Consider the following 22,488-nt stretch of genomic DNA (forward strand, 5'->3'; position numbering starts at 1 on the left):
GTGCTGGAACTGGACCGCCGTCTCCCGACCCGGCATGGTGTCCGGACCGATGCCCCCGGATGACCGCATGAGCGTCACGACCCTGATTCGAACCGTCCGTCTCTCCAGCGGCCTCGTGCTGATGAGCTTCGTGACGATGCACCTGAGCGTCCTGGTCTTCGGCCTGCGGTCTCCGGAAGCGGTCTTTGCCGCCGCACGGGTCCTGATGCGGCCCTGGCAGGGTGGCGTCGGAGCGGCCGTTCTCGCCTCCGCCATGACGTTGCACCTGATCTGCGGGCTCATCGCCGTGGGAGCGCGCCGCAGCCTGGCGGTGAGGCGCGGCGACATGGTGCAGGTGGCGCTCGGCCTGGCCGTCCTGCCCCTGCTCCTGCCGCATGTCCTGGCGGTGAAGATGGCGGGTGACCTGGCCCCCGGCCTCTCGCTCGGGTTCGGCGATCTGCTGGCGATCTTCTGGCAGTTCTCCCCGGCCTCCGCCATCCAGCAACTGCTCGTCGTCATCATCGTTTGGGCCCACGGCGCGATCGGGCTCGTGGCGTGGTTCTCGCTGCAACGCTGGTGGCCGCGGCTGAGCCCGGTCGTCATTCCCCTGCTGTTCGCCATTCCGATCCTGGCGCTGCTCGGATTCGTCGAGGGCGGCAAGGCCGTGGTCGCGCGCATCGCCTCGGACCCGGCCTTCGCCAACCAGGTGAACACGTCCTGGGCGCTGTTGCGCTCCGTCGACGGCCCGCTCGGCGACATCCGCGGGATCACCAACCTGTCCTACCTCGCCGCGGTCGCCGTCGCGGTGTCCGTCATGGTGGCCCGCGTGGTCGTGACACGGCGCAAGCCCGTCACGGTGCTCTATGACAACGGATTGAGCGGCACCGGCCGCCGGGGCCTGTCGATCCTGGAGATCAGCCGGCTGTCGAGCGTTCCCCATGCGAGCGTCTGCTCCGGGCGCGGCCGATGCGGCACGTGCCGGGTCCGCGTGACGGCCGGGTCCGACCGGCTGTCCGCCGTGGACGACATCGAACGCAGGACACTGGACGAGCCGAAGTCCACCGGCGCGGTTCGTCTCGCCTGTCGCGCCCGCGTGCTCGACGACGGCGTGGTGGTCGAGCGCCTGATGCCGCCCGATGCCGACGCTTCGGCCGCGCGGCGACCGCAGGATTGGCTGGGCAAGGCCGCTCCGGCCCCTGGACCCGCGTCCCCGGCCGGGAAGACCTTGGAGGGCGCGGCATGACCATTCGCACGGCCCTCGCGCGCGCCCAGAACGAGCTGGCCACCGTCTTCTCCAATCTCCTGGCGGCACCGGGCGAAGCCGCCGGCCTCTGGCGGGCGGGCCTGGACGCCCTGCAATCGGTCGAGGGCGTCAGGGGCTTCGCCTATCTCCTGATCCTCGTCGTGGTCGGCGCCGGGCTCGAGTGGCTCTACTGGATCTATGCATCGCCCGCGCTGCGCTGGCTGGTGGCCGGGGATCCCAGGACACGCGTCGAGGCCTGGCGGATCGCCGGCCGGCGGATCGCCATCGGCCTGTGCGCGGTCGCCGTCTCGACGTTGTCGATCCTGGGCACGGCCGGGGCTTTCACCTGGCCGGCCTCCCTGCTCGACATCGTCACGGCGGTCACGCTCGCCGTGGCGGCCGTCCGCGCGCTCGCCGTGATCGTGCGCGCCCTGCTCTCGCCCGACAGCTCGCGACTGCGGCTCGTCCGGATGCGGACACCGGAGGCCAAGATCGCGGTGCCCGCCATCCTCACGGCGGCCGGCGTCCTCGCCGGCGGCATCGTGCTGCCCGACGTGATCGAGCCCTATGCGCCCGCCGTTGCGGGGGCCGTGCGCGCTCTGACCGTCCTCGTGGGGTGCTGCCTGGTGGTCGCCGCCATCGTCATCGCCGAGCGCAGGCGCAGGCCCGTCCACCAGTCGGCCGTGGCCAGGCGGCGCCTGAGGATCCTGCCACCGCCGCTGCTGGCCGCCCTCTGGTGCGGGTTCATCGTCCTGCTCTGGCTCTCGGGCGGGCCGCGCTGGTCGCTGACGCTGGCCATCGCCAGTCTCACGATCGCGGCCGAGACGCTGTCGCGGCGCTTCGTCCGGACGTTCTGGGAGGCCTGGCGCACGGACCGGATGTCGGCATCCGAGACGGCCGACGCCTCGCCCGGCAGCCTGTACGAGGATCTCAGTCTCCGCCTCGTCCGTTTCGTCGTGGCGCTCGCCGGCGTCATCGCCTGCGCGATCGTCTGGGACGTGCCGCTGCTGGCCATGCCCGGCGGCGAGACGCCGACGGGACGCTTCATGCTGCGCGTGCTGGGCGCCCTCGCCCTGCTGCTCGCCGCCGACGTCGCCTGGGCCGCGATCAGGGGCGCGGTCGATGCGAGGCTGGCCCGCGTTGCCCTCGCGGGCGATCCCGAGACCGGCGCCAATGCGCGCCTCCTCACGCTGCTGCCCCTGGCCCGCAAGGCGTCGGGCGTGACCCTGCTGGTCCTGCTGGTGCTGTCGCTGATGTCGATCTTCGGAATCGAGATCACGCCGCTGCTGGCCGGCGCCGGCGTGCTCGGCATCGCGGTCGGCTTTGGCGCCCAGACCCTGGTTCGGGACGTCCTGTCGGGGGTGTTCTACCTGGCCGAGGACGTGTTCCGGATCGGGGACTACATCGAGGGAGGCAACGCCAAGGGCACGGTGGAGCGCATCACGCTGCGCACGGTGGCGCTGCGCCACCAGAACGGCCCCCTGCATTTCGTGCCGTACGGGGCGCTGGGCTCGGTGCGCAACAATTCGCGCGACTGGGTCATCGACAAGTTCGAGATCCCCCTGCCGCCGGACGTCGACAGCGAGAAGGTGCGCAAGCTGATCAAGTCGATCGGGCAGGCGATGCTGGAGGATCCCGAGCTGGCGCCCTTCATCGTCGCGCCGCTCAAGGCGAAGCTCTACCGGATCGAGCCTGGCGTGAAGGTGTTCCGCTGCAAGATCCAGACGCCGCCCGGCAAGCAGTTCGAGGTTCGCGGGGCGGCCTTCAAGCGGATCGAGACCGGCCTGCGCGAGGCGGGAATTCCCTTCGCCGACAGCCGCTCGCAGGTGGTGCTGCAGGGCGCGCTGGCCGCCGGCGTCGCCGGTCAGCCGGCCAATGCCTGAGGCGGACCCTCGCCGGCGGGCCTGACGTCGACCGCCACCGAGACCCGGTGCCCAGCGGAAGCCACGACCACGCCGGACACCGGTGCCACGTCGCCGTAGTCGCGACCGCGGGCGAGCACGAGGTGATCGACGCCGGCCGGGATGGCGTTCGTCGGATCGAGGCCGATCCATCCCGCCCTGATGCCGCACCACACCGCGACCCACGCATGGGTGGCGTCGGCGCCGGCCAGCCTCTCCCGCCCGGGCGGCGGCTGGGTCCGCAGATACCCGCTGACATAGGCGGCCGGAATGCCGAGGCCGCGCAATCCCGCGATCATCAGATGCGCGAAGTCTTGGCACACGCCGCGCCGGTGGCGCATCACGGCGCTGATCGGCGTGGCCACGTCCGTGGCCGCGGGGTCGTAGGTGAAGTCGGCATGGATGCGCCGGTTCAGCTCCATCGCGCCCGCCAGCACGGGTCGGCCGGGCGTGAAGGAGGTCGAGGCATAGGCCGTCACGTCCGGCAACAGCGGCACGAGGCGGCTGGCGAACAGCTGGTGCACCGGACTGTCACGGCCGAGATCCGCCAGCGCGGCTTCCGACCGCACGACGTCCCAGGCCGGCGTGGCGCCGGGCTCCGGCAGGGCGATGGGCTCGACCCGGATGCGCGCCGTGGCGTGGATCACCAGCGTGGCGTGCGGCGCCGCGAAGCGGACATGGCAGATCGGATTGCCGAAGAAGTCGCGCGCCACGGTCTGCTCGTCCGGGACCGGATCGATCCTGAGGCTCGACGCGAGGACACGCTGGTGCTGTTCCTCGCGCGGCTGCAGGTGCAGCAGGCACCGCGCGAAGCTGATGCGCGTGCCGTAGTCGTAGGTCGTGACGTGGTCGACGTCGTAGATCACGCCTGGTCCTCGGCTTCCCCCCGCAGGTCCGACTGCGTGAAGAAGCGTAGCGTGATCTCGTTGGACAGGTCCATGAGCCTGTTCTCGACCGCCAGCACGTCGTCGGCCGACAGCGTCACGGCGTCGGCGTCCGTCAGGTCGGCGATGATGCCGTTCACGATCGCCGCCGCCTGGTCCAGCGCGTCGGGCGTCGGCAGGTCGGCGAGGTTGGAGATGTGGTCACGCAGGCGCGCCGCCTGGAAGGCGATCGAGCGGGGATTGCCCGCGTCGAGAGCGGCGAGGTCGACCACCGGAGCCCGCTCGGTGCCCATCAGGTAGCGGGCGCGGTAGGTGATCTGGCTGTCCGAAAGCTCGAGCAGCGCGTCCAGGCACGAGGCCGGCGCGTTCTCGTCGGCGAAGCGGCGGAGGAAGCGTCCCGTCAGGATCCCGCGTTCGATGCGCCGTCCGATCTCGAGGAAGCGCCATCCCGAGAGGCGGTTCATGTTTTCCTGGGCGAGTCCGGAAATCGCGGCGATCGTCCGCAGTCCGCTCTCGGCCGCCTCCAGCGCCTCGCCCGGCCCCTCGTGCGCGGCCGCCGGCCGGTCGAACTGGTCGACCAGGGCCGACAGGGCGCGCACCGCATCCGGCGCCAGGCGCTCGCGGATGACCGAGGCGGCGCGCCGCGCTTCCAGCACAAGGCTGCGCGTCGACCCGTAGGCGCGCGGCGCATAGAGCGCGTCGGCAATGGCGGCGGCCGCCGCGCCGCGACGCGGTGCCGGCGGACCTGCCGTGGCGCCCCACGCGACGAGGAGGTCGGCCGTGCGCAGCAGGGCCTCGCGGGCGGGACCGCTGGTCTCGCTGTTCTCGACCACCAGGCCGCACAGGCAGCGCACCACGCGCAGCGTCGCCTCGGTGCGTTCCAGGTAGCGGCCCATCCAGAAGAGGTTCTCGGCGGCGCGGCTCGGGAGGTAGCCGATGACGCGGCTCACCGGGACGGCGCCGGGCCGCGGCAACAGCGTCGTCTGGCCGACGGGCGACTCGCTGGTGACCCACACGTCGGCCGAGCGGCCGCCGTGCTGCATGGACAGGGCGCGCAGGTCCTGCGCCTCCGAGACGCGGCAGAATCCCCCCGGCAGGACCTCCCAGCCATCCGGGGTCGAGACCACGAAGACGCGCAAGGTGAAGGGCCGCGGCGTGAGGCGCCCGTCCTGCCAGACGGGCATGGTCGACAGCCGCACGGGCTCGTGCGCCACGACATCGTAGGGCCGCTCGGCGAGCAGGGTGCCCATCGCGGCGCGCTCCGGAGCCCCCAGCATCGCGCCTTCGACCGGGGCTCCCGGCAGCGGCCAGTCCCGGACACGGTTGAAGGCCGGTGCCAGGGCGAGGTCCTGGATGTTGCGCCGCACGTGATCGCGCTCGGCCGCCTGTCCGCACCACCAGGTGGCGATGTTGGGCAGCAGAAGGTCCTGCCCCAGCAGCTTGCGCGCCAGCGCCGGAATGAAACCAAGGAGGCCGCGGCTCTCCAGCACGCCGCTGCCGAGCGCGTTGGCGAGGATGACGGAGCCCGCGCGCACCGCCTGCACCAGGCCCGGCACGCCGATCTGCGAGGACGGGTCGAGCTCGACCGGGTCGGCGAATTCGGAATCGAGGCGGCGCACCACCACGCCGACGCGCTTGAGGCCGCCCACGGTGCGCACGAAGAGCGCGTCGTCGCGAACGGTGAGATCGCCGCCCTCGACGAGCAGGAAACCCAGGTAGCGCGACAGATAGGCGTGCTCGAAATAGGTCTCGTTCAGGGGGCCCGGGGTGAGCATGGCGATGCGGGTGTGCCCACGTTCCACCTGCGCCCCGAGGGAGCTCCGCCACGCCTGGAAGAAGGGCGCGAGCCGCAGCACGTTCATGCCGCCGTAGAGGTCGGGGATGGCCCGCGACAGCGCGATCCGGTTCTCGAGGGCGTAGCCCATGCCGGAGGGCGCCTGCGTGCGGTCGCCGAGGACCCACCACCGGCCGTCGGGCCCGCGGCCCAGGTCGGCCGCGTAGACCTGCAGGCGGCGCCTGCCGCCGGTGTCCATCCCGACGACCGGGCGCACGAAATCGGGGCTGCCGGCGACCACGGCCCCCGGGAGATGCCCGTCGCTGACGAGCCGGCCCTCGCCGTAGAGATCCGCCAGGATCGTCTCCAGCAGGCCGGCGCGCTGCACGAGGCCGGCCACGATGTGCCGCCACTCCTGCTCGGGGAGAACCAGGGGCACGTGGCTCAGCGGCCAGGGCCGCTCGGCGCCGGAGTCATCGGAATAGACGCGGTAGTAGACGCCCGAATCCCGTTGGTGCCTGTCCGCGATGGCGAAGGCCCGAGCCACGTCGGCGGGCTCTCCCGCCGCCAGCGCCTCGAGCACCGGAAGCCAGTGCGGGCGCGGGCGCCCGGACGAGTCGACCATCTCGTCGGGCACGCCGACACGGGGGCGATAGCCGCCGATCAGCGTCTCCAGGCGACCACGTGCGTCCCGGCCCGGCCGGAAGGCGGCATCGGACATCTCACACGATCCCGGTGCCCGCGGGACGCCGCAGGTCGAGCGTCAGCGGGAATTCGACCGAGGGCTCCTGCGGCGAGGGGACGAAGCGGCCCGGCGAGTGGCCGAAGGGCTGGAAGCGGGCCAGTCGGCGAGCCTCCGCCTCGTAGGCGTTGACCGGGAAGGTGTCGTAGTTGCGCCCGCCCGGATGGGCCACGTGATAGACGCAGCCGCCGAGCGACCGCCCCGTCCAGGAATCGACCACGTCGAAGGTGAGCGGGGCGTGCACCGGGACCGTGGGGTGCAGGCCGGAGCCGGGTTGCCAGGCCTTGAAGCGCACGCCGGCGACGGCCTCGCCGGGGCGGCCGGTGCCCGTCAGCGGCAGGCGCCGCCCGTTGCAGGCCACCACGTGGCGGGCGGGGTTGAAGCCTTCGACCTTCACCTGCAGGCGCTCGACGGAGCTGTCCACGTAGCGGACCGTCCCGCCGATCGCGCCGGTCTCGCCCATCACGTGCCAGGGCTCCAGCGCCTGGCGGATCTCCATCGACACGCCGTCGACCTCGACCGCCCCGTAGAAGGGGAAGCGGAATTCGCGCTGGGCCTCGAACCACAGGCTTTCGAACGCGTAGCCCTCGCGCCTGAGGTCGGCGAGAACCTGCTGGAAGTCCTCCCACACGAAGTGCGGCAGCATGAAGCGGTCGTGCAGGGCCGTTCCCCACCGCACCAGCGCGCCGTGCTGCGGCTCGCGCCAGAACCAGGCGACGAGGGCGCGCAGCAGCAGTTGCTGGGCCAGGCTTATGCGCGCATCCGGCGGCATCTCGAACGAGCGGAACTCCACCAGGCCGAGGCGGCCCGTGGGCCCGTCGGGCGAGAACAGCTTGTCGATGCAGATCTCGGAGCGATGCGTGTTGCCGGTGACGTCGACGAGGAGATTGCGGAACAGCCGGTCGACGAGCCAGGGCGGGATGTCTGCCCCGCCGGGTCCCGGCACCATCGCCATGGCGATCTCGAGTTCGTAGAGCCCGTCGTGGCGGGCTTCGTCGATGCGCGGCGCCTGGCTGGTCGGCCCGATGAACAGGCCGGAGAACAGGTACGACAGCGCGGGGTGGCGCTGCCAGTAGAGCACCAGGCTCTTGAGCAGGTCGGGCCGGCGCAGGAAGGGGCTGTCGTTGGGCGTCGCGCCGCCCAGGACCACGTGGTTGCCGCCGCCGGTGCCGCAATGGCGCCCGTCGGTCATGAACTTGTCGGTGCCCAGGCGCGCGAGGCGCGCCTCCTCGTACACGCCGCGCGTGATGTCGACCGCCTGCCGCCAGGTGGCCGCCGGCTGCACGTTGACCTCGATGACGCCGGGATCGGGCGTGACCTTCAACACCGCGAGGCGCGGATCGTGCGGCGGGCCGTAGCCCTCGATCCGCACCGGAAGCGCCATGTCGCGGGCGGTGTCCTCGACGGCTGCGAGCAGTTCCAGATAGTGCTCGAGCTGCTCCACGGGCGGCATGAAGACGTAGAGGATTCCCTCTCGGACCTCGAATGCCAGCGCGGTGCGCACCGATCCGCCGCCCTGGACCTGCTCGACCCGATCCTGTCCCGGCTCGACGCCTTCCGGGGGACGTTGGACGCGCTGGGCGATGGCGTCTGCACTCGGCAGGGCCGCCCGCGGCTCCGACGGGTCCGCCGGCACGACGTAGGGATAGGCGGCCGGCGGGACGTAGGGCAGCGAGGCCAGCGGAAGGCGGAAGCCGACGGGACTGTCGCCCGGCACCAGGAACAGGCGCCCGCGGCGCAACGGCCAGCGCTCGCTGACCCATCGCCGGTCGCGGGCCGCCGCATTCCAGCGTTGTACCGGCAGGACGTGGCCGGTGGGCTCTCCCAATCCGCGCTCGAACACCCGGGCGATCCGGGCCCGCGCCTCGGCATCCTCGAGCTTGGAGTCGAGCGGATCGACGTTCACCGGCAGTTCCGCTTCCTTGAGGATCCAGTGGGCGGGATCCTCGTAGGCGGCCACCGCGAAGCTCTGCGGAATGCCCAGGCGTTCGGCGACACCGGCCGACAGGCGCGCCGTGGCGTCGGGGGGCGGCACGTCCGGGGGGACCTCGACCGCGAGGAGCGACGGGTCGCGCCAGACCGGCTGGCCATCGGGGCGCCAGTAGAGGGCGAAGGTCCAGCGCGGCAGGGATTCGCCGGGATACCACTTGCCCTGGCCGTGATGCAGGAAGCCTCCCGCCGCGAAGCGTTCCCGCAGTCGCCGCACGAGATCGTCGGCCCGCCAGCGCTTGGTGGGGCCGACCGCGTCCGTGTTCCACTCGGCCGACTGGTAGTCGTCGATGGACACGAAAGTGGGCTCGCCGCCCATGGTGAGACGCACGTCCTGGGCGACGAGGTCGCGGTCGACAAGGTCGCCGAGGGCGTCCAGCCGGTCCCAGCTCTCGTCGGCGAACGGCAGCGTCACGCGCGGCGCCTCGGCCACGCGGGTCACGCCCATGTGGAATTCGAAGTCCACCTCCGCATAGCCGACCATGCCGGAGATCGGCGCGGCCGACCGGTAGTGCGGGGTCGCCGCGAGCGGAATGTGGCCCTCGCCGCAGAACAGGCCGGAGGTCGGATCGAGGCCGAGCCAGCCCGCTCCCGGGATGTAGACCTCGGTCCAGGCGTGCAGGTCGGTGAAGTCGTGGTCGGTGCCCGTCGGCCCGTCCAGCGCCTTGAGATCGTGCTTCAGCTGGATCAGGTAGCCCGACACGAAGCGCGCCGCGAGCCCGAGCCGGCGCAGGACCTGGACGAGCAGCCAACCGGTGTCGCGGCACGAGCCCTTGCCCAGGCGCAGCGTGTCGTCCGGCGTCTGGACCCCGGGCTCCATGCGGATGACGTAGCCGATCCGCTGCTGGAGCTCCTGGTTGAGGCCGACGAGGAACGGTACGATCGCCGTGCTCTCGCGCGAGATCTGGGCCACGAAGTCGTCCAGCAGCGGCCCCCCGTCCTCGAGCTCGAGATAGGGCAGCAGCTCGTGCTTGAGCTCCGCGGGATAGGAGAACGGGAACCGCTCGGCGTAGCTCTCGACGAAGAAGTCGAAGGGATTGACCACCGCGAGTTCGGCGACGAGATCGACCTCGATCTTGAGCTCGGTGGCGGGTTCGGGGAACACGAACCGCGCCAGCCAGTTGCCGTGGGGATCCTGCTGCCAGTTGATGAAGTGCTTCTCCGGCGTCACCTTGAGCGAGTAGCTCTTCACCGCGGTTCGGCTGTGGGGCGCCGGCCGAAGCCGGATGACCTGCGGGCCGAGAACGACCGGGCGGTCGTAGCGGTAGTGGGTCAGATGGTTCAGCGCTGCGGTGATCGACACGAGGGATTCCCTGGGTGGCACGAGCGGCCCGGGCGAGCCCGCCACCCGCACCGGCCGGGGGCACGGCAGCGCTGGAGGCGTCGGACAACCTAGACGGGCTTGAGGGAGAGGCAAGGCCCGTGCCGCGCCCGGCCTGATTTTACTGGAGACGACCATGGCGACGCGAACCGAAACGGACAGCTTCGGCCCCATCGAGGTGCCGGCCGATCACTATTGGGGGGCGCAGACGGAGCGCTCGCTGCACAACTTCCGGATCGGCGAAGGCCGGATGCCCGTCGGCATCGTGCGGGCGCTGGTGCTGGTCAAGAAGGCCGCCGCCCAGGCCAATGCGGAGCTGGGCGAGCTCGATCCCCGGCTGGCCGACGCCATCGCGTCCGCCGCGGACGAGGTGCTGGGCGGGGGCTGGGACGCTGAGTTTCCCCTCGTCGTCTGGCAGACGGGCTCGGGCACCCAGTCCAACATGAACGCGAACGAGGTGCTCGCGGGGCGGGCCAACGAGAGTCTCGCGGGCACGCGGGGCGGCAAGTCCCCCGTGCATCCCAACGATCACGTCAACCGGGGCCAGTCGTCGAACGACACCTTCCCGACCGCGATGCACGTGGCGGCGGCGCTGGCGGTCAGCGGTCGCCTCCTGCCCGCGCTCGACGCGCTGGCCGATGCGCTGGACGAGAGGGCGCAGGCGTTCCGGGGCATCATCAAGATCGGCCGGACCCACACCCAGGACGCGACGCCGCTGACGCTGGGGCAGGAGTTCTCGGGCTACGTCGCGCAGGTCCGCAACGGACGGCGACGCATCGCCGCCGCGCTGGAGGAGATCTGGCCGCTGGCCCAGGGCGGCACCGCGGTCGGCACCGGCCTCAACGCCCATCCGCGGTTCGGCGCCAAGGTGGCCGAGCGCCTAGCCGACCTGACCGGCCTGCCGTTCAGACCGGCGGAAAACCGTTTCGAGGCGCTCGCCGCCCACGACGCGCTCGTCAACCTGCACGGGACGCTCGATGCGGCGGCGGCCGGACTGTTCAAGATCGCCAACGACATCCGGCTGCTGGCCTCCGGCCCGCGCTCGGGCCTGGGCGAACTGATCCTGCCCGAGAACGAGCCCGGTTCCTCGATCATGCCCGGCAAGGTGAACCCCACCCAGGCCGAGGCGATGACGATGGTGTGCTGCCGGGTCTTCGGCAACCAGACGACCGTCACCGTCGCCGGCAGCCAGGGTCATTTCGAACTGAACGTCTACAAGCCCGTGATCGCGGCAGCCCTGCTCGAGTCGATCGGGCTCATGGCCGACGCCGCGGACAGCTTCCGGGAGCATTGCGTCGTCGGGATCCGGGCGGACGAGGGCCGCATCGCGGAGGCGATGCGCCGGTCGCTGATGCTGGTCACGGCGCTTGCGCCGCGCATCGGCTACGACGCGGCAGCCAAGGTCGCCAAGGCGGCCCACGCCAACGGAACGACCCTGCGGGAAGAGGCACTGCGGCTCGGCGTGGTGACCGGCGAGGAGTTCGATGCGCTGGTCCGGCCGGAAACGATGATCGGCGAGGCCGGTCCGGCCGATCAGGCCTGACGGGCGTCGATCCGCGCCAGCAGCGTGGCGGCGGTGTATCCGACGGCACCGAGCAGGGCCGCGCAGGCGACGAGCGTCACCGTCGCGCCTGCCGCGTGCAGGAACGGGCCGACGACGATCGGCGCGAGGCCCTGGCCGAGGAAGAAGAAGAAGGCGTGCAGCGCGACCGCCGATCCGCGCGCCGCGGGCGCCAGGCCCACGGCCCGGTTCTGCAGCCCGGTGTGCAGCATGAAGAACCCGAAGCCCAGCACGAGGAAGCAGGCGGCGCTGAACGGCCACGGGGCGACGATGGCGAAGCCGAGCAGTCCCAGCGCGCCGAGGGTGCCGCCGAGCTTCATCAAGGTGAGCGAGGCGAAGACCCGCAGCAGCGAGCCCGCCGCCACGGAGAAGACAATGCCGCCGAGGCCGAGACCGCCGATCACGAAGCCCGCCTCCAGCGTGCTGCCGACCTCGCGCTGACGCAGCGTCTCGGCCACGAAGGGCAGGAGGCCGTAGACCGATCCGCCCTCGATGAAGACCGAGGCGTAGCAGACGACGGCCCGGGGATTGGCGAAGACCTGCCTGTATCCCTCCATGAAGCGCTCGACCGAGAAGGCCTGCGGCGCTTCGCCCGTGGGCCGGCGGATGAAGACCAGGGCCGCCGTGGCCGCGACGAGCCCCGCTGCTCCGGCCAGCCAGAGCGGCGCGCGCCAGCCATAGGCCGCACCCAGCACGCCCGAACAGGCCACGCCGACGAGCTGCCCCAGCATCGCGGACGCGACGATGCGGGCGAGCGCCACCTGCCTGCGATGCGGCTCGACGCGATCCCCGACCAGCGCCAGGGCGAGCGGGATGACGCCGCCGGCGGCAGCTCCCGCCACCACGCGGCTGGCGAAGAGGAGACCGAGGTCGTCGACGAGCGCGGCCGCCACGAGGGCCACCGCCATCAACGCGGTGCACAGGCGCAGGACGGAGGGCTTGCCGAAGATGTCGCCGAAGGGCCCCAGGACGGGCTGGCTCAACCCGTAGGGCAGCGCGAAGGCCGTCGACAGCAGGGCGGCGGTCGCCACGACAACCCCGAAGTGATCGGCCAGAAGCGGGACGATCGGGTCCGTGACGCGCCCGCCGAGGGCCGCGGCCATGCAGCAGACACCGAGAACGACGAGGGACTTGTTCTCGGGTGACAACATGGGGTGCTGGATGTCGGGTCGGACGGGGGAAGCGATGGTGCGCTGCACCCTCGACCCCGCCCGGCCCTGATGTCAACGGGCCCGGACGGGTGGCGCCAGCGCGCCACGCGCGGGGCTCGGCCGCGGGGCGGTCAGGCCTTCAGCTTGGCGGCGATCGAGGCGACGTGCTTGCCCTGGTAGCGGGCGGCCTCGAGCTCGATGGCCGAAGGCTGGCGCGATCCGTCGCCGTCGGTGATCGTGGAGGCGCCGTAGGGCGAGCCGCCCTTCACCTCGTTCACGCCCATCTGTCCCTGGAAGGCGTAGGGCAGGCCGACGACGACCATGCCGTGGTGCAGCAGGGTCGGGATGAAGCCGAGGATGGTCGACTCCTGGCCGCCGTGCTGGGTGGCCGACGACGTGAACACCGAACCAACCTTGCCGACCAGCTTGCCCTGGGCCCACAGGCCACCGGTCTGGTCCCAGAAATTGCGCATCTGGGACGCCACCGTGCCGAAGCGCGTGCCCGCGCCGACGATCACGGCATCGTACTGGTCCAGCTCGCCGGGGGAGGCGACCTCGGCCTTCTGGTCCATCTTGAAATGGGACTTCTCCGCGATGTCCGCCGGCACGAGCTCGGGGACGCGCTTCACGACGACGTCGGCCCCGGCCTCGCGGGCGCCCTCGGCGACGGCATAGGCCATCGTCTCGACGTGGCCGTAGGAGGAGTAATAGAGGACCAGAACCTTCGTCATGCGACGTCTCCATGGAATCGGGGCAGGACCGGGGTGTCCTGCGATGGACGCACAAGTGGCGCAGCCGCGGCCTTCCGGCAAGCTGCACGCCTGCAAGCTCGCATTTGCACTGCTTTGCGGCTTCCCCGCCGGGCGCCTCCCCGCGTCAGGCGTGCGCGCGGACGACCGTCACCGTGCAGGGCGCCTCGGCCACCACCTTCGCCGAGACGCTTCCCAGGTAGCGGCGCAGCGCCGAACTCGCCCGCGCTCCCACCACCATGTGGTCGACCTGGTTGTGGTGGGCGTACTCGATCAGCGCCGCAGCCGGGTCGACGGCCTCCAGCACGTGGTAGCTCACCCGGTCGTCGTCCCCGGCGACGGGCCTTGCCCAGTCCTTCAGTTCGACGAGCCTCTGGACATAGGTGCTGTTGCCCCTGGCGTCGGTGTCCTGGTCGATGCTCATCAGCGACGTCTTCAGCACCGTCACGCAGGCCAGGCGGGCCGAGGGGTCCGCGTCGAGCGCACGGCGCGCATGCACGCGCAGCGTCTCCGCCAGGGTGTCGACGCCGTGGGACAGGTCCACCGCGGCCATCACGATGGGTGCGGAGGAGACGTGCTGGGTCACGGGGGGCCGCAGCTTCTTCTGCAGGGTCTGGCTGCGGGCCCAGCGCCGGAACGTGGTGACGACGCCGTCCTGCTCCAGGCGCCGGCCGCGCGCGGTGATCGCCACCTGGTCGGGATGCTGGAGCGCGAAGGCGAGTTGCGAACCGGAGGCGTAGCGATCCTCGGGCTCGATCTCCAGGCAGCGCAGGATGATCTCCTGCAGCCATTCCGGACAGTCCTTCCTGAGACGCCGGGGCGGGACCGGGTCGCGCCAGAACCTCTTCAGCATGCCGCTGCGCCGCTGGGGCGAGCCGAAGGGCAGCTTGCCCGTCACCAGTTCGTAGAGAATGACGCCCAGCGAGTAGATGTCGCTGCGCGGTTCGTTGCGGTCGCTCACGATCTGCTCGGGCGAGATGTAGGCGCCGGTGCCCATCGGCACGTCCGATTCCTCGGCCAAGAGGTCGGGCAGTTCCTCGTGGCGCGACAGGCCGAAGTCCAGCAGCGCCGCCTGGCCGGTGTTGCGGACGATGACGTTGGCCGGCTTCAGGTCCAGGTGCACGACCTTCTGGCGGTGCAGTTCCTGCAGGGCGCGGGCCACGAGGGCTCCCAGATAGGCCACCTCCTCGCACGGAACCGGCGCCGTCCCGGACCACTCGGCGAGGCTGCGCCCCTGGACATGCTCCATCACGATGTAGGGCAACCGGGAGAAGTCGCCCTGGGCCACGAAGCGGGGCACGTGGGGCCCGGAAAGGCGTGGCAGGATCGACTGCTCCACCTCGAAGCCGACGATGGCCGAGACGTCGTCGCCCTCGTTGAACACCGGGCACTTCATCAGGAGCGGACCGGGCTCGCCGTCCTTGCTCACGCTCCAGAGGCTTCCCATGCCGCCCTGGTGCAGGCGCTTGCCCACGGTGAACCCGTCGATCGTCGCGCCTTCGGCGACGCGGATCAGTGCCATCTCAAAGCCCCCGTTGCAGCCTCGTCGCCAGAGACTCCGGCAATCCGGCCTTCCTGATCTTCTCCGCCGCGGCGGCGGTGTCGTAGGGGACCCGGACGAAGGTCAGGTCCCAGGGGGATGTCTCGAGGAGGCCGTAGCAGGCGGCGGGGTTGCCATCGCGCGGCTGGCCGACGGAGCCGAGCACGGCCAGCCACCGGCGCGACAAGCTGAGGGGGATGTTCCGGTTGGGCACCGGCACGTGCTCCGCCGGCGGGCGAAGCGGGGCCATGTGGTAGAGCACCGGCACGTGGGTGTGCCCGCAGAAGGTCATGCGCTGGGTGGTGGAGCGCAGGCTCCGCTCGGCATCGACGGCGCTTCGGACATAGCCCCAGTCCTTCGGAGCCCAGCCATTGGCGTGGACGAACAGGGCGTCGCCCTCCACGCGCTCCAGCGGCAGGCCGGCAAGGAAGGCGGCCTGCGCGGTGTCGAGCTGGCCGCGCGTCCATTCGATCGCGCGGGTCGCGGCCGCGTTCATCGATTCGGTGGGCGTTCCAACCGCCGCGTCATGGTTGCCGAGGAGCGCGAAGGCGCCGTGCTCGCAGGCGCGCGACACCGTGTCGACGCACCAGGCCGGGTCGGCGCCATAGCCCACGATGTCGCCGAGAAAGCCCTGGCGCTCGGCGCCACGACGGCGCGCGTCGGCCAGGCAGGCCTCGAAGGCCTCCCTGTTGCCGTGGATGTCGGCGAACAGTGCGATGCGCACCCGGCCTCCGCGAACGATGGCGTGTTCCTCGCCACCATTCGACCGCCAAACGGCGCGCCCGCCAATTAGGCAAAGTGCTGAAGAGGTCCAGCCGGGCCAGGCGGCGGCGCGGGGGTGGGATCAGTCCTCGTCGTCGTCGGAATCGCCGTTCACGGTGTCGGCGTCGTCATCCTCGGCCAGAAGGTCGTCGAGAGTGTCCGCAATGAGCTCGAGCTGGTCGCGGTCCGCGACGATCTCGAGCGTCTCGCCCCGATCGTCCTCGATGGTCATGACGAAGCCGTCGCGCTGAGATTCCACGTCAAATCGGCTGAGCTTGCGGGATCGGGGCATCGGGTCTCTCCGAGTGGTCACCCCCCACAACGCGCGCCGAAGCAAGGGGATGCACGGAGCGCTTTGTTCGCAGTGTGCGATTTCGCACAGACACGCGGAAAAAAGTGCTCACGGTGAGGGTTATGACGGTCTGCGGCCGAGCTGAAGTGAGACTAGCGAGATGTCTGACCTTCTGAAATGGCTCGCCGCCGCTGTGGCCCTGGCTCTGTCGGGCGCGACCTGCTTCGCCCAGCATCTGCCCGCGCCGACCGGTCCCATCGTGCTGACCGTCGCGGGGGCCATCGACATCCGGAACAATGGCGACCGCGCGGTGTTCGATCGTGCGATGCTGTCGCGTCTGGGTCTGGCGCGGATCAGGACGACCACGCCCTGGACCGACGGGGTCCAGGAGTTCGAGGGCGTGGCCGTGAAGACCCTGCTGAACGCCGTCGGCGCGAAAGGACGGGTGATGCATGCGGCCGCCATCAACGACTACACCATCGAACTCGACGCCCGCGAGTTCGACGACGTTCCCGCGATCCTCGCGATGCGCATGAACGGCAAGGATCTCAGCGTCCGGGACAAGGGGCCGATCTGGCTCGTTTACCCTCGCGACGACTATCCGAACGTCAGGGGGCAGTCGAACAACTTCAAGTGGATCTGGCAACTCAAGACCCTTACGATCCGATGACATGATGGTCTTCGCCGAACGCTCGAAGCGACTTCCCCTGCTGATGGCGGGGGTCGTGGCGTTGCTCGTCATCAACACGCTGTTGTCGGCCACGCGCTACCTGTCGATGGAAAGTGCCTACCGCGTCCCCTTCGACGAGAGCCCGGTGTGGGCCACGTCCGAACTGGAGGTCGAGCTGGCGCGCTTCATGGTCGCCTTCGACGGCTTCGTGAACCGCGACCCGGCGATCACCAAGGAGGTGATGACGGAGCGCTTCGACGTCGCCTGGAGCCGCCTGAACCTCTTCTCCGCCGGCGTCAACGCGCGCTGGGTGCAGGGCCGTGCGGCCGATACGGAGGAGTTGCGCAAGATCCAGGCGGCGCTCACCGAGCTCGATCCCATCGTCGAGAAGGCCGAGCCGGGGGACGCGGAGGCCTTGCGCAGGGCGCGCGAGCTGATCCTGCCGCGCATGCCGGCCATCATGCGCATGACCACGGCGAGCCTGCAGGACGAGGTCGAGGACAGGACCAGGATCGAGCGCATCCAGTCCGACCTGCGGTCGGAGATCAAGATCTTCGCGATCTCCGCGCTCGCCACCTTCCTGGGGCTGATGGCCTACCTGATTCGGGCGGAGGCGATCGCCCGGGCGAACGTCAGGGCGCTCACCCGCGCCCAGGCCGCGGCGCAGGCCGCCAGCGACCGGCTCTCGGAGGCCATCGCCAACATCAACGAGGGCTTCGTCCTCTACGACCGGGACGACCGGCTCGTCATCAGCAACGCCAAGTACCGCGAGTACTACGATCGGTCCGCGGCCTCCATGGTCCCCGGCAAGACGTTCGAGGACATCCTGCGGGCGGGCATCGAGGCCGGCCAGTATGCCGGAGCGAGCGAGGACCCGGACGGGTTCCTGCAGCGTCGCATGGCCTTGCGCACGCAGCTCGGCGGGCCCTACGAACAGCGGCTGGGCGACGGGCGCTGGCTCATGATCTCCGACCGGCGCACGCGCGAAGGCGGCCTCGTCGGCATCCGGACCGACATCACGGAGATCAAGCGGCGCGAGGCCGAGCTCGAGGTCGCCAAGACCACGCTGCAGCGCCAGGCGGCCGAGCTGCGGCTGCTCGCCGACCGCGAGCGCAGGGCCAATGCGGCGAAGTCCGAATTCCTGGCCACGCTCAGCCACGAGATCCGCACCCCGATGAACGCGGTGGTGGGCTTGTCGGAACTGCTCAGCGGCGCGCGGCTCGACCGCCAGTCCGAGCGCTACGTCGTGGCGATCAACGAGGCCGCCAACCAGCTGCTGCACCTCATCAACACCATCCTGGACCTGTCGCGCCTGGAGGCCGGGCGCGCCGAGCTCGACGTCGAGGCGTTCGCCCTGAAGGACATGCTGGCTCGCCTCGTGGGCGTGGCCGGGGCGCTGGCGGCGTCAAAGCCCGTCGACGTCAAATGGGTGGCTGAGGCGGGTCTTCCGGACACGGTTTTGGGGGACCAGGGGCGGCTCTACCAGGTGCTGCTCAACCTGCTCGCCAACAGCGTGAAGTTCACGCGCGCCGGCTCCGTCAGCCTCCACGCCGGCCCGTCGCAGCGCGGCGACGGCTGGGTCCGCTTCACCGTGTCCGACACCGGCCCGGGCCTGCCCGAGAACGTGGTCGACCGCCTGTTCGAACCCTTCGTGCGCGGGGGCGACGCCATCGAAGGCACGACCGGCGGCACCGGCCTGGGGCTGGCCATCAGCCAGCGCTTCGTCGACCTGATGGACGGCGAGATCGGCGTGGCGGGAACGTCCGACAAGGGCACGACCTTCTATGTCGAGCTTCGCCTGCCGCAGGCCGTGCTCGCCACCGACCGCCAGGCCCCCGCCCCGCGCGAGCCCGACGACGCGCGGCCCCTGCGGGTTCTCGTGGCGGAGGACACGCCCAGCAGCCGGATGGTCGTGAAGGCCATGCTCGACAAGCTCGGGCACGAGGCCGTCTGCGTGGAGAACGGACGCGAGGCGCTGGAGGCCGTGCGCGGCTCCACCTTCGACGCGGTCCTCATGGACATGCAGATGCCCGTCATGGACGGCGTGGCGGCCACGAAGGCCATCCGCGCGCTTCCCGGCGACGCCGCGGGCGTTCCCATCATCTTCCTGACCGCCCAGGCGCTCCCCGACGCGCGGCGCGACGCCCAGGTGGCCGGCACGGATCACTACCTGACAAAGCCGGCGCGCCTGGCCGATCTCAAGCGCATGCTGGCGCACGTCACGGGCGGCGGCGCGCAGCCACCAGCAGCGGGTGCCTCATCCTCGGCCGGCGCAGGAAGCCCGTCTCCTACGGCGCTGCGCTCCCAGATGGAGCCCGCGCTGGCCGAACTGCGGGAGGTTCTGCCCGCATCGGCGCTCTCTCCCGTCCTGTCGCGCTTCCTTCAGGACGCGTCCGAGCTGACGCAGGCGCTCGAGCAGTCGCACAGCGACGGCAGCGTGGGCGATGCGCGCAAGGTCGCCCACCGCCTGGCCGGCATCTTCGGACAGGTGGGCCTGCGCGATCTGGCGAGCCGGGCGCGGCAGGTCAGCAAGCTGGACGCGGGGGAGGCACTGGACGGGCTCGCCGGCCTCGTCGGCCCCTGCCGCGAGGCCGTCACGGTGCTGGAGGCGGTGGTGGCCGAGGCCCGTTCCGCGACCAGCGCCGCGGCCGAGTAGTCCGGCGACCGTCGACCGGCCCGGAGCAGCGGGGTTCGCCCCCGTGGCGGGACCTCAGGCGATGCCGTCCTCGCCGGCCGCGGGGCCGATGATGATGATCGACGGCCCGGGCTCGGTGAGCTGGCCCGCGAGGCCCGGCAATCCCTCGACCGACGAGCGCAGCACGCTCTGGGCCTGCGTCGTGGCGCTCGAGATCACCATGGCGGGCGTGTGCCCGGGCAATCCGGCCTCCAGCACGCGGGCGACCAGCGCCGGCATGGTCCGCACGCCCATGTAGACGACCGTCGTGGCGCCCGGGTCCGCGAGCGCGGCCCAGTTCAGGTCCTCCGGGAGGCGGCCGTCCTGGCCGTGGGCGGTCACGAACTGCAGACGGCGCGCGCTGCGCCGGTGCGTCAGCGACAGCCCGAGGCTGGCTGCGGCGCCGAAGGCCGCGGTGATGCCCGGGACCACCTCATAGGCGAGGCCGGCGGCACGGCAGGCGGCGATCTCCTCGCCCAGCCGTCCGAACACGGCGGGATCGCCGCCCTTCAGGCGAACGACACGCGCGCCCTTGGCCGCTTCCGCGAGCATGGCGGCCACGATGTCGTCCTGGGCGCAAGAGGCGCGATGCCCGCGCTTGCCCACGCCGATCCGCCGGGCCTCGCGGCGCGCCAGGTCGAGAATGCGCGGATCGACGAGATCGTCGTACAGGATCACGTCGGCCGACTGGAGGAGGCGGACCGCCTTCAGCGTGACGAGTTCCGGATCGCCCGGTCCGGCCCCCACGAAGGCCACCGAGCCCACGCCCGGGCCGGAGCGTCCCTGCTCCAGGGCCTCGAACAGGGCGTCGCGGTCGGCGTCGGTGGGCGCACGATCCGGTTCGCGCAGGGCCTTTTCCGTGAAGGCCTCCCAGAACACCCGGCGGGCCCGGAACCCCAGCTCGCGGGCCTGCACCGCCGGGCGCCAGCTGCGCGCGGCCTCGGCCCAGCGCTTGAAGCCCTCCGGCAGCAGCGCCTCGATCCGAGCCCGGACCGCCTGGCCGAAAACGGGCGCCGCGCCGTCGGTGGAGATGCCGATGACGAGAGGCGAGCGATTGACGATCGAACCGAACTGCACGTCGCAATAGGCCGGCTTGTCGACGATGTTGACCGTCACCCCGGCGAGACGGGCGGCGCACCGGAAGGCGGCCGCCTCTCCCTCCGAACCCGCGTCGCAGATGGCGAGCGCGGCACCGCGCAGGTCGTCGGGGGTCCAGGGACGCCGCGCCAGCGCGACCGTGCCGGCGTCCGAGAGGGCCACGAGGGCCTCGGCCGGCTCCGGGGCGAACACGCGCACCCGCGCGCCCGCGGCGGCGAGCAGTTCGGCCTTCCAGGCGATGCCCTCCGTGCCGCCCGCGACGACGACCGGGCGACCGTCGAGCTTGTGGAACAAGGGCAGGGCCGCGAGCGCGGCAATGCGCCCCGGGGGCGTCGCGGTGGGGCGCCGCGCGGGGCGTCCGGTCTCCTCGCTCTGGGGCATCGATGCGGTCTCGGGCGGTCGTGACGTCATGACCGGATGCAGAGGCCACAAATCCGAGGCGGCTTCAACGGGGACGCGGTGCGTGGCGCGTCAATCGCGTCGCATCGCCCGGACGAACCGGTCCGGCCGATAGGCCGCGTGAGCCTGGCCGCGGCACTCGGACGTCGGCCAGATCTGGCCGGCATCGGTCATGCGATCGAGGATCCAGTCGACATGGGCGGGCCTCGGCTCGAGCACGTCCGGCGACAGGCAGAGGACGTCCGGGTCGGGTGCCCGCCCATCGCGGGGCGACCCGGCCAGCAGGTCGGCGACCACGTCGGGATCGGCGTCGAGAATGTCGCGGTCCGCCATGATCGTTGCCAGTGCAGGCCGGTTGGCCTCTTCGGCGGACCATGTGGCCGATCGCATGAGGGCGCGCACGAGCCGCTCCGCGATCTCGGGCTTCTCGCGATCCCTGTCGGCGCGCAGGGCGAGGACCTTCTCGGGGAGCGCGCGTCCGAAATCGATGCCCCGGTGGAGCGGCATGCCCGCACCCGCCCGCACCGCGACTTCCGACCAGTACGATCCGACGCAGATCGCGTCGACGACGCCGCGCCCGAGGCTGCTCGCCATGGCCGGAGGAGGGACGACGGTGAGCTGGACGTCCGTCTGCGGGTCGATCCCGCCCGCGGCGAGCCACATCCGCAGCTGATAATGGTGGGTCGAGAACGGGAAGACATGGGCGAGGACCAGCGGGGCCTGCCCGTCCCTTCGCCGGCGCTCGACGACATGCTTGAGCGCACGGGCCGTCGCGGCAGGATCGCAGGCGTCACCGTCCAGGGCGGACATGATGCCCTCGTGCAGGCTCCGCGACACCGCGAGCGCATTGCCGTTGAGGTTGAGTGCCGCGGGGACGACGAGCGGCGTGGCCAGCGTTCCGAGCCCCAGGCGCGACGCCACGGCCGCCGGCGCCAGGTAGTGGGCGGCATCCAGGAGGCCCGCCGCCAGCTTGTCACGGACGGCCGCCCACGCGGTCTCCCGGCTGAGGAGGAGGTTCAGGCCTTCCTGCTCGGCAAATCCCCGGCGGGCGGCCACCACCAGCAGCGCGGCGTCAACGAGGGGAAGAAATCCGATACGGACCGTGGTCGTGCTCATTGCAGCAGGTCCGCGGCAGCAATCAGGGCCCGGGCGACATCGGACAGCTTGAGCTTCTCGTTCATCGCGGTTTTGCGCAGGAGCGCGTAGGCATCGGCCTCGGACAGGTTGCGATGGTGCATCAGGAGGCCCTTGGCGCGATCGATGACCTTTCGGTCGTCGAGCCGCTCGCGGGTGCGCTCCAGTTCGTCGCGCAGGCGCGAGAAGGCGCGGTACCGACTGACGCAGGTCTCCAGGATCGGCTTGACCCGCTCCTTGCGCAGGCCGTCCACCACGTAGGCGGAGACCCCTGCGTCGATGGCGGCCTCGATGGACACCGAATCGCTTTGGTCGACGAACATGGCGACGGGGCGGGGCACGGCGCGGCTCACCTGGAACATCTGCTCCAGGACGTCGCGACCGGGGTCGTCGAGACCGATGATGATGATGTCGGGTTCCGCCTGGACCACCCGTTCGAGAATGCGATCGGTCCCGCTGAGCCGCACGATCGCATCGTGCCCGGCTTCGTGCAGACCATCTTCGAGGATGGCCAGGCGTACCGGGCTTTCGTCGATGATGACGATGCGCGTCGACTTGTCCATCGGGGGTGCTTTGGGGCGGAGGATACGGGGGGCCGAAAAGGATTGCTCAGTTTATGCCACAA

16 protein-coding genes are annotated in these 22,488 nt (G+C 71.2%); 5 read left to right on the top strand and 11 right to left on the bottom strand.

The features are described from left to right. The first annotated feature begins 67 nt into the window (after positions 1–67). Both Q0Q47_RS01210 and Q0Q47_RS01215 read left to right on the top strand, forming a co-directional pair. Entirely contained in the window at positions 68–1,222 is a 1,155-nt protein-coding gene (locus tag Q0Q47_RS01210; protein ID WP_293853459.1) for a 2Fe-2S iron-sulfur cluster-binding protein, read from the top strand. Further along, positions 1,219–3,105: a mechanosensitive ion channel family protein gene (locus Q0Q47_RS01215; RefSeq protein ID WP_293853461.1), complete on the top strand. Its 1,887-nt coding sequence runs from the start codon at positions 1,219–1,221 to the stop codon at positions 3,103–3,105. The genes Q0Q47_RS01210 and Q0Q47_RS01215 overlap by 4 nt, the downstream gene beginning before the upstream one ends. Here Q0Q47_RS01215 and Q0Q47_RS01220 read toward each other — a convergent pair. Genes Q0Q47_RS01220 through Q0Q47_RS01230 form a run of 3 tightly spaced genes read right to left on the bottom strand, consistent with a single transcriptional unit; the run spans position 3,087 to position 9,815 of the window. Then, positions 3,087–3,989 (bottom strand): transglutaminase family protein, encoded by a 903-nt coding sequence (locus Q0Q47_RS01220; RefSeq protein WP_293853462.1) that lies wholly within the window; start codon positions 3,987–3,989, stop codon positions 3,087–3,089. The two genes, Q0Q47_RS01215 and Q0Q47_RS01220, sit on opposite strands and share 19 nt — an antisense overlap. Next, positions 3,986–6,502 (bottom strand): circularly permuted type 2 ATP-grasp protein, encoded by a 2,517-nt coding sequence (locus Q0Q47_RS01225; RefSeq protein WP_293853464.1) that lies wholly within the window; start codon positions 6,500–6,502, stop codon positions 3,986–3,988. The genes Q0Q47_RS01220 and Q0Q47_RS01225 overlap by 4 nt, the downstream gene beginning before the upstream one ends. Before the next feature lies 1 nt (position 6,503). Next, a complete protein-coding gene (locus Q0Q47_RS01230; RefSeq protein ID WP_293853466.1) occupies positions 6,504–9,815 on the bottom strand; it encodes a DUF2126 domain-containing protein in 3,312 nt (1,103 codons plus the stop codon). 154 nt (positions 9,816–9,969) lie between these two features. Here Q0Q47_RS01230 and fumC point away from each other — a divergent pair, with 154 nt between their 5' ends. Continuing rightward, complete coding sequence (fumC, locus tag Q0Q47_RS01235) at positions 9,970–11,376, top strand: class II fumarate hydratase (protein WP_293853468.1); 1,407 nt, start codon at positions 9,970–9,972, stop codon at positions 11,374–11,376. On the opposite strand, the gene Q0Q47_RS01240 is transcribed toward fumC, so the two are convergent. The 5 genes from Q0Q47_RS01240 to Q0Q47_RS01260 all read right to left on the bottom strand — a co-directional run bounded on the left by Q0Q47_RS01240 (position 11,367) and on the right by Q0Q47_RS01260 (position 15,888). Next, positions 11,367–12,593 (bottom strand): MFS transporter, encoded by a 1,227-nt coding sequence (locus Q0Q47_RS01240; RefSeq protein ID WP_293853470.1) that lies wholly within the window; start codon positions 12,591–12,593, stop codon positions 11,367–11,369. The two genes, fumC and Q0Q47_RS01240, sit on opposite strands and share 10 nt — an antisense overlap. Before the next feature lie 83 nt (positions 12,594–12,676). Then, positions 12,677–13,276, bottom strand: a complete 600-nt coding sequence (gene wrbA / locus Q0Q47_RS01245; protein ID WP_293853472.1) for an NAD(P)H:quinone oxidoreductase type IV — start codon at positions 13,274–13,276, stop codon at positions 12,677–12,679. Between the two features lie 145 nt (positions 13,277–13,421). Continuing rightward, positions 13,422–14,816: a bifunctional serine/threonine-protein kinase/universal stress protein gene (locus Q0Q47_RS01250; RefSeq protein ID WP_293853473.1), complete on the bottom strand. Its 1,395-nt coding sequence runs from the start codon at positions 14,814–14,816 to the stop codon at positions 13,422–13,424. Position 14,817: 1 nt separating this feature from the next. After that, complete coding sequence (locus tag Q0Q47_RS01255) at positions 14,818–15,558, bottom strand: metallophosphoesterase (protein ID WP_293853475.1); 741 nt, start codon at positions 15,556–15,558, stop codon at positions 14,818–14,820. Between the two features lie 120 nt (positions 15,559–15,678). Continuing rightward, entirely contained in the window at positions 15,679–15,888 is a 210-nt protein-coding gene (locus Q0Q47_RS01260; protein ID WP_293853477.1) for a hypothetical protein, read from the bottom strand. 160 nt (positions 15,889–16,048) lie between these two features. Between Q0Q47_RS01260 and Q0Q47_RS01265 the strand changes: the two genes are divergently transcribed. Then, positions 16,049–16,558, top strand: coding sequence for a molybdopterin-dependent oxidoreductase (locus tag Q0Q47_RS01265; protein WP_293853479.1), 510 nt, complete (start codon positions 16,049–16,051; stop codon positions 16,556–16,558). Position 16,559: 1 nt separating this feature from the next. Further along, the gene (locus Q0Q47_RS01270; protein ID WP_293853480.1) at positions 16,560–19,214 is read left to right on the top strand and encodes an ATP-binding protein; all 2,655 of its coding nucleotides are present in this window, start codon (positions 16,560–16,562) and stop codon (positions 19,212–19,214) included. Between the two features lie 54 nt (positions 19,215–19,268). Here the strand turns inward: Q0Q47_RS01270 and cysG are convergent, their stop codons facing one another. The 3 genes from cysG to Q0Q47_RS01285 all read right to left on the bottom strand — a co-directional run bounded on the left by cysG (position 19,269) and on the right by Q0Q47_RS01285 (position 22,426). Beyond that, positions 19,269–20,711, bottom strand: a complete 1,443-nt coding sequence (cysG, locus tag Q0Q47_RS01275; protein ID WP_293853482.1) for a siroheme synthase CysG — start codon at positions 20,709–20,711, stop codon at positions 19,269–19,271. 90 nt (positions 20,712–20,801) lie between these two features. Further along, on the bottom strand, positions 20,802–21,845 hold the full coding sequence (locus Q0Q47_RS01280) for a CmpA/NrtA family ABC transporter substrate-binding protein (protein ID WP_293853484.1): 1,044 nt from the start codon (positions 21,843–21,845) through the stop codon (positions 20,802–20,804). After that, entirely contained in the window at positions 21,842–22,426 is a 585-nt protein-coding gene (locus Q0Q47_RS01285; RefSeq protein WP_293853486.1) for an ANTAR domain-containing response regulator, read from the bottom strand. Before Q0Q47_RS01285 ends, Q0Q47_RS01280 begins: the two co-directional genes overlap by 4 nt. Positions 22,427–22,488: the final 62 nt, after the last annotated feature.

The organism is uncultured Alsobacter sp., assembly GCF_945952055.1.
Lineage (GTDB): Bacteria > Pseudomonadota > Alphaproteobacteria > Rhizobiales > Beijerinckiaceae > Alsobacter.

Excerpts from the sequence above, each read along its gene's own strand:
- Q0Q47_RS01210 (WP_293853459.1), top strand. The coding sequence starts at position 68 with ATGAGCGTCACGACCCTGATTCGAACCGTCCGTCTCTCCAGCGGCCTC.
- Q0Q47_RS01215 (WP_293853461.1), top strand. The coding sequence starts at position 1,219 with ATGACCATTCGCACGGCCCTCGCGCGCGCCCAGAACGAGCTGGCCACC.
- Q0Q47_RS01225 (WP_293853464.1), bottom strand. The coding sequence starts at position 6,502 with ATGTCCGATGCCGCCTTCCGGCCGGGCCGGGACGCACGTGGTCGCCTG.
- fumC (WP_293853468.1), top strand. The coding sequence starts at position 9,970 with ATGGCGACGCGAACCGAAACGGACAGCTTCGGCCCCATCGAGGTGCCG.
- wrbA (WP_293853472.1), bottom strand. The coding sequence starts at position 13,276 with ATGACGAAGGTTCTGGTCCTCTATTACTCCTCCTACGGCCACGTCGAG.
- Q0Q47_RS01250 (WP_293853473.1), bottom strand. The coding sequence starts at position 14,816 with ATGGCACTGATCCGCGTCGCCGAAGGCGCGACGATCGACGGGTTCACC.
- Q0Q47_RS01260 (WP_293853477.1), bottom strand. The coding sequence starts at position 15,888 with ATGCCCCGATCCCGCAAGCTCAGCCGATTTGACGTGGAATCTCAGCGC.
- Q0Q47_RS01265 (WP_293853479.1), top strand. The coding sequence starts at position 16,049 with ATGTCTGACCTTCTGAAATGGCTCGCCGCCGCTGTGGCCCTGGCTCTG.
- Q0Q47_RS01270 (WP_293853480.1), top strand. The coding sequence starts at position 16,560 with ATGATGGTCTTCGCCGAACGCTCGAAGCGACTTCCCCTGCTGATGGCG.
- cysG (WP_293853482.1), bottom strand. The coding sequence starts at position 20,711 with ATGCCCCAGAGCGAGGAGACCGGACGCCCCGCGCGGCGCCCCACCGCG.
- Q0Q47_RS01280 (WP_293853484.1), bottom strand. The coding sequence starts at position 21,845 with ATGAGCACGACCACGGTCCGTATCGGATTTCTTCCCCTCGTTGACGCC.
- Q0Q47_RS01285 (WP_293853486.1), bottom strand. The coding sequence starts at position 22,426 with ATGGACAAGTCGACGCGCATCGTCATCATCGACGAAAGCCCGGTACGC.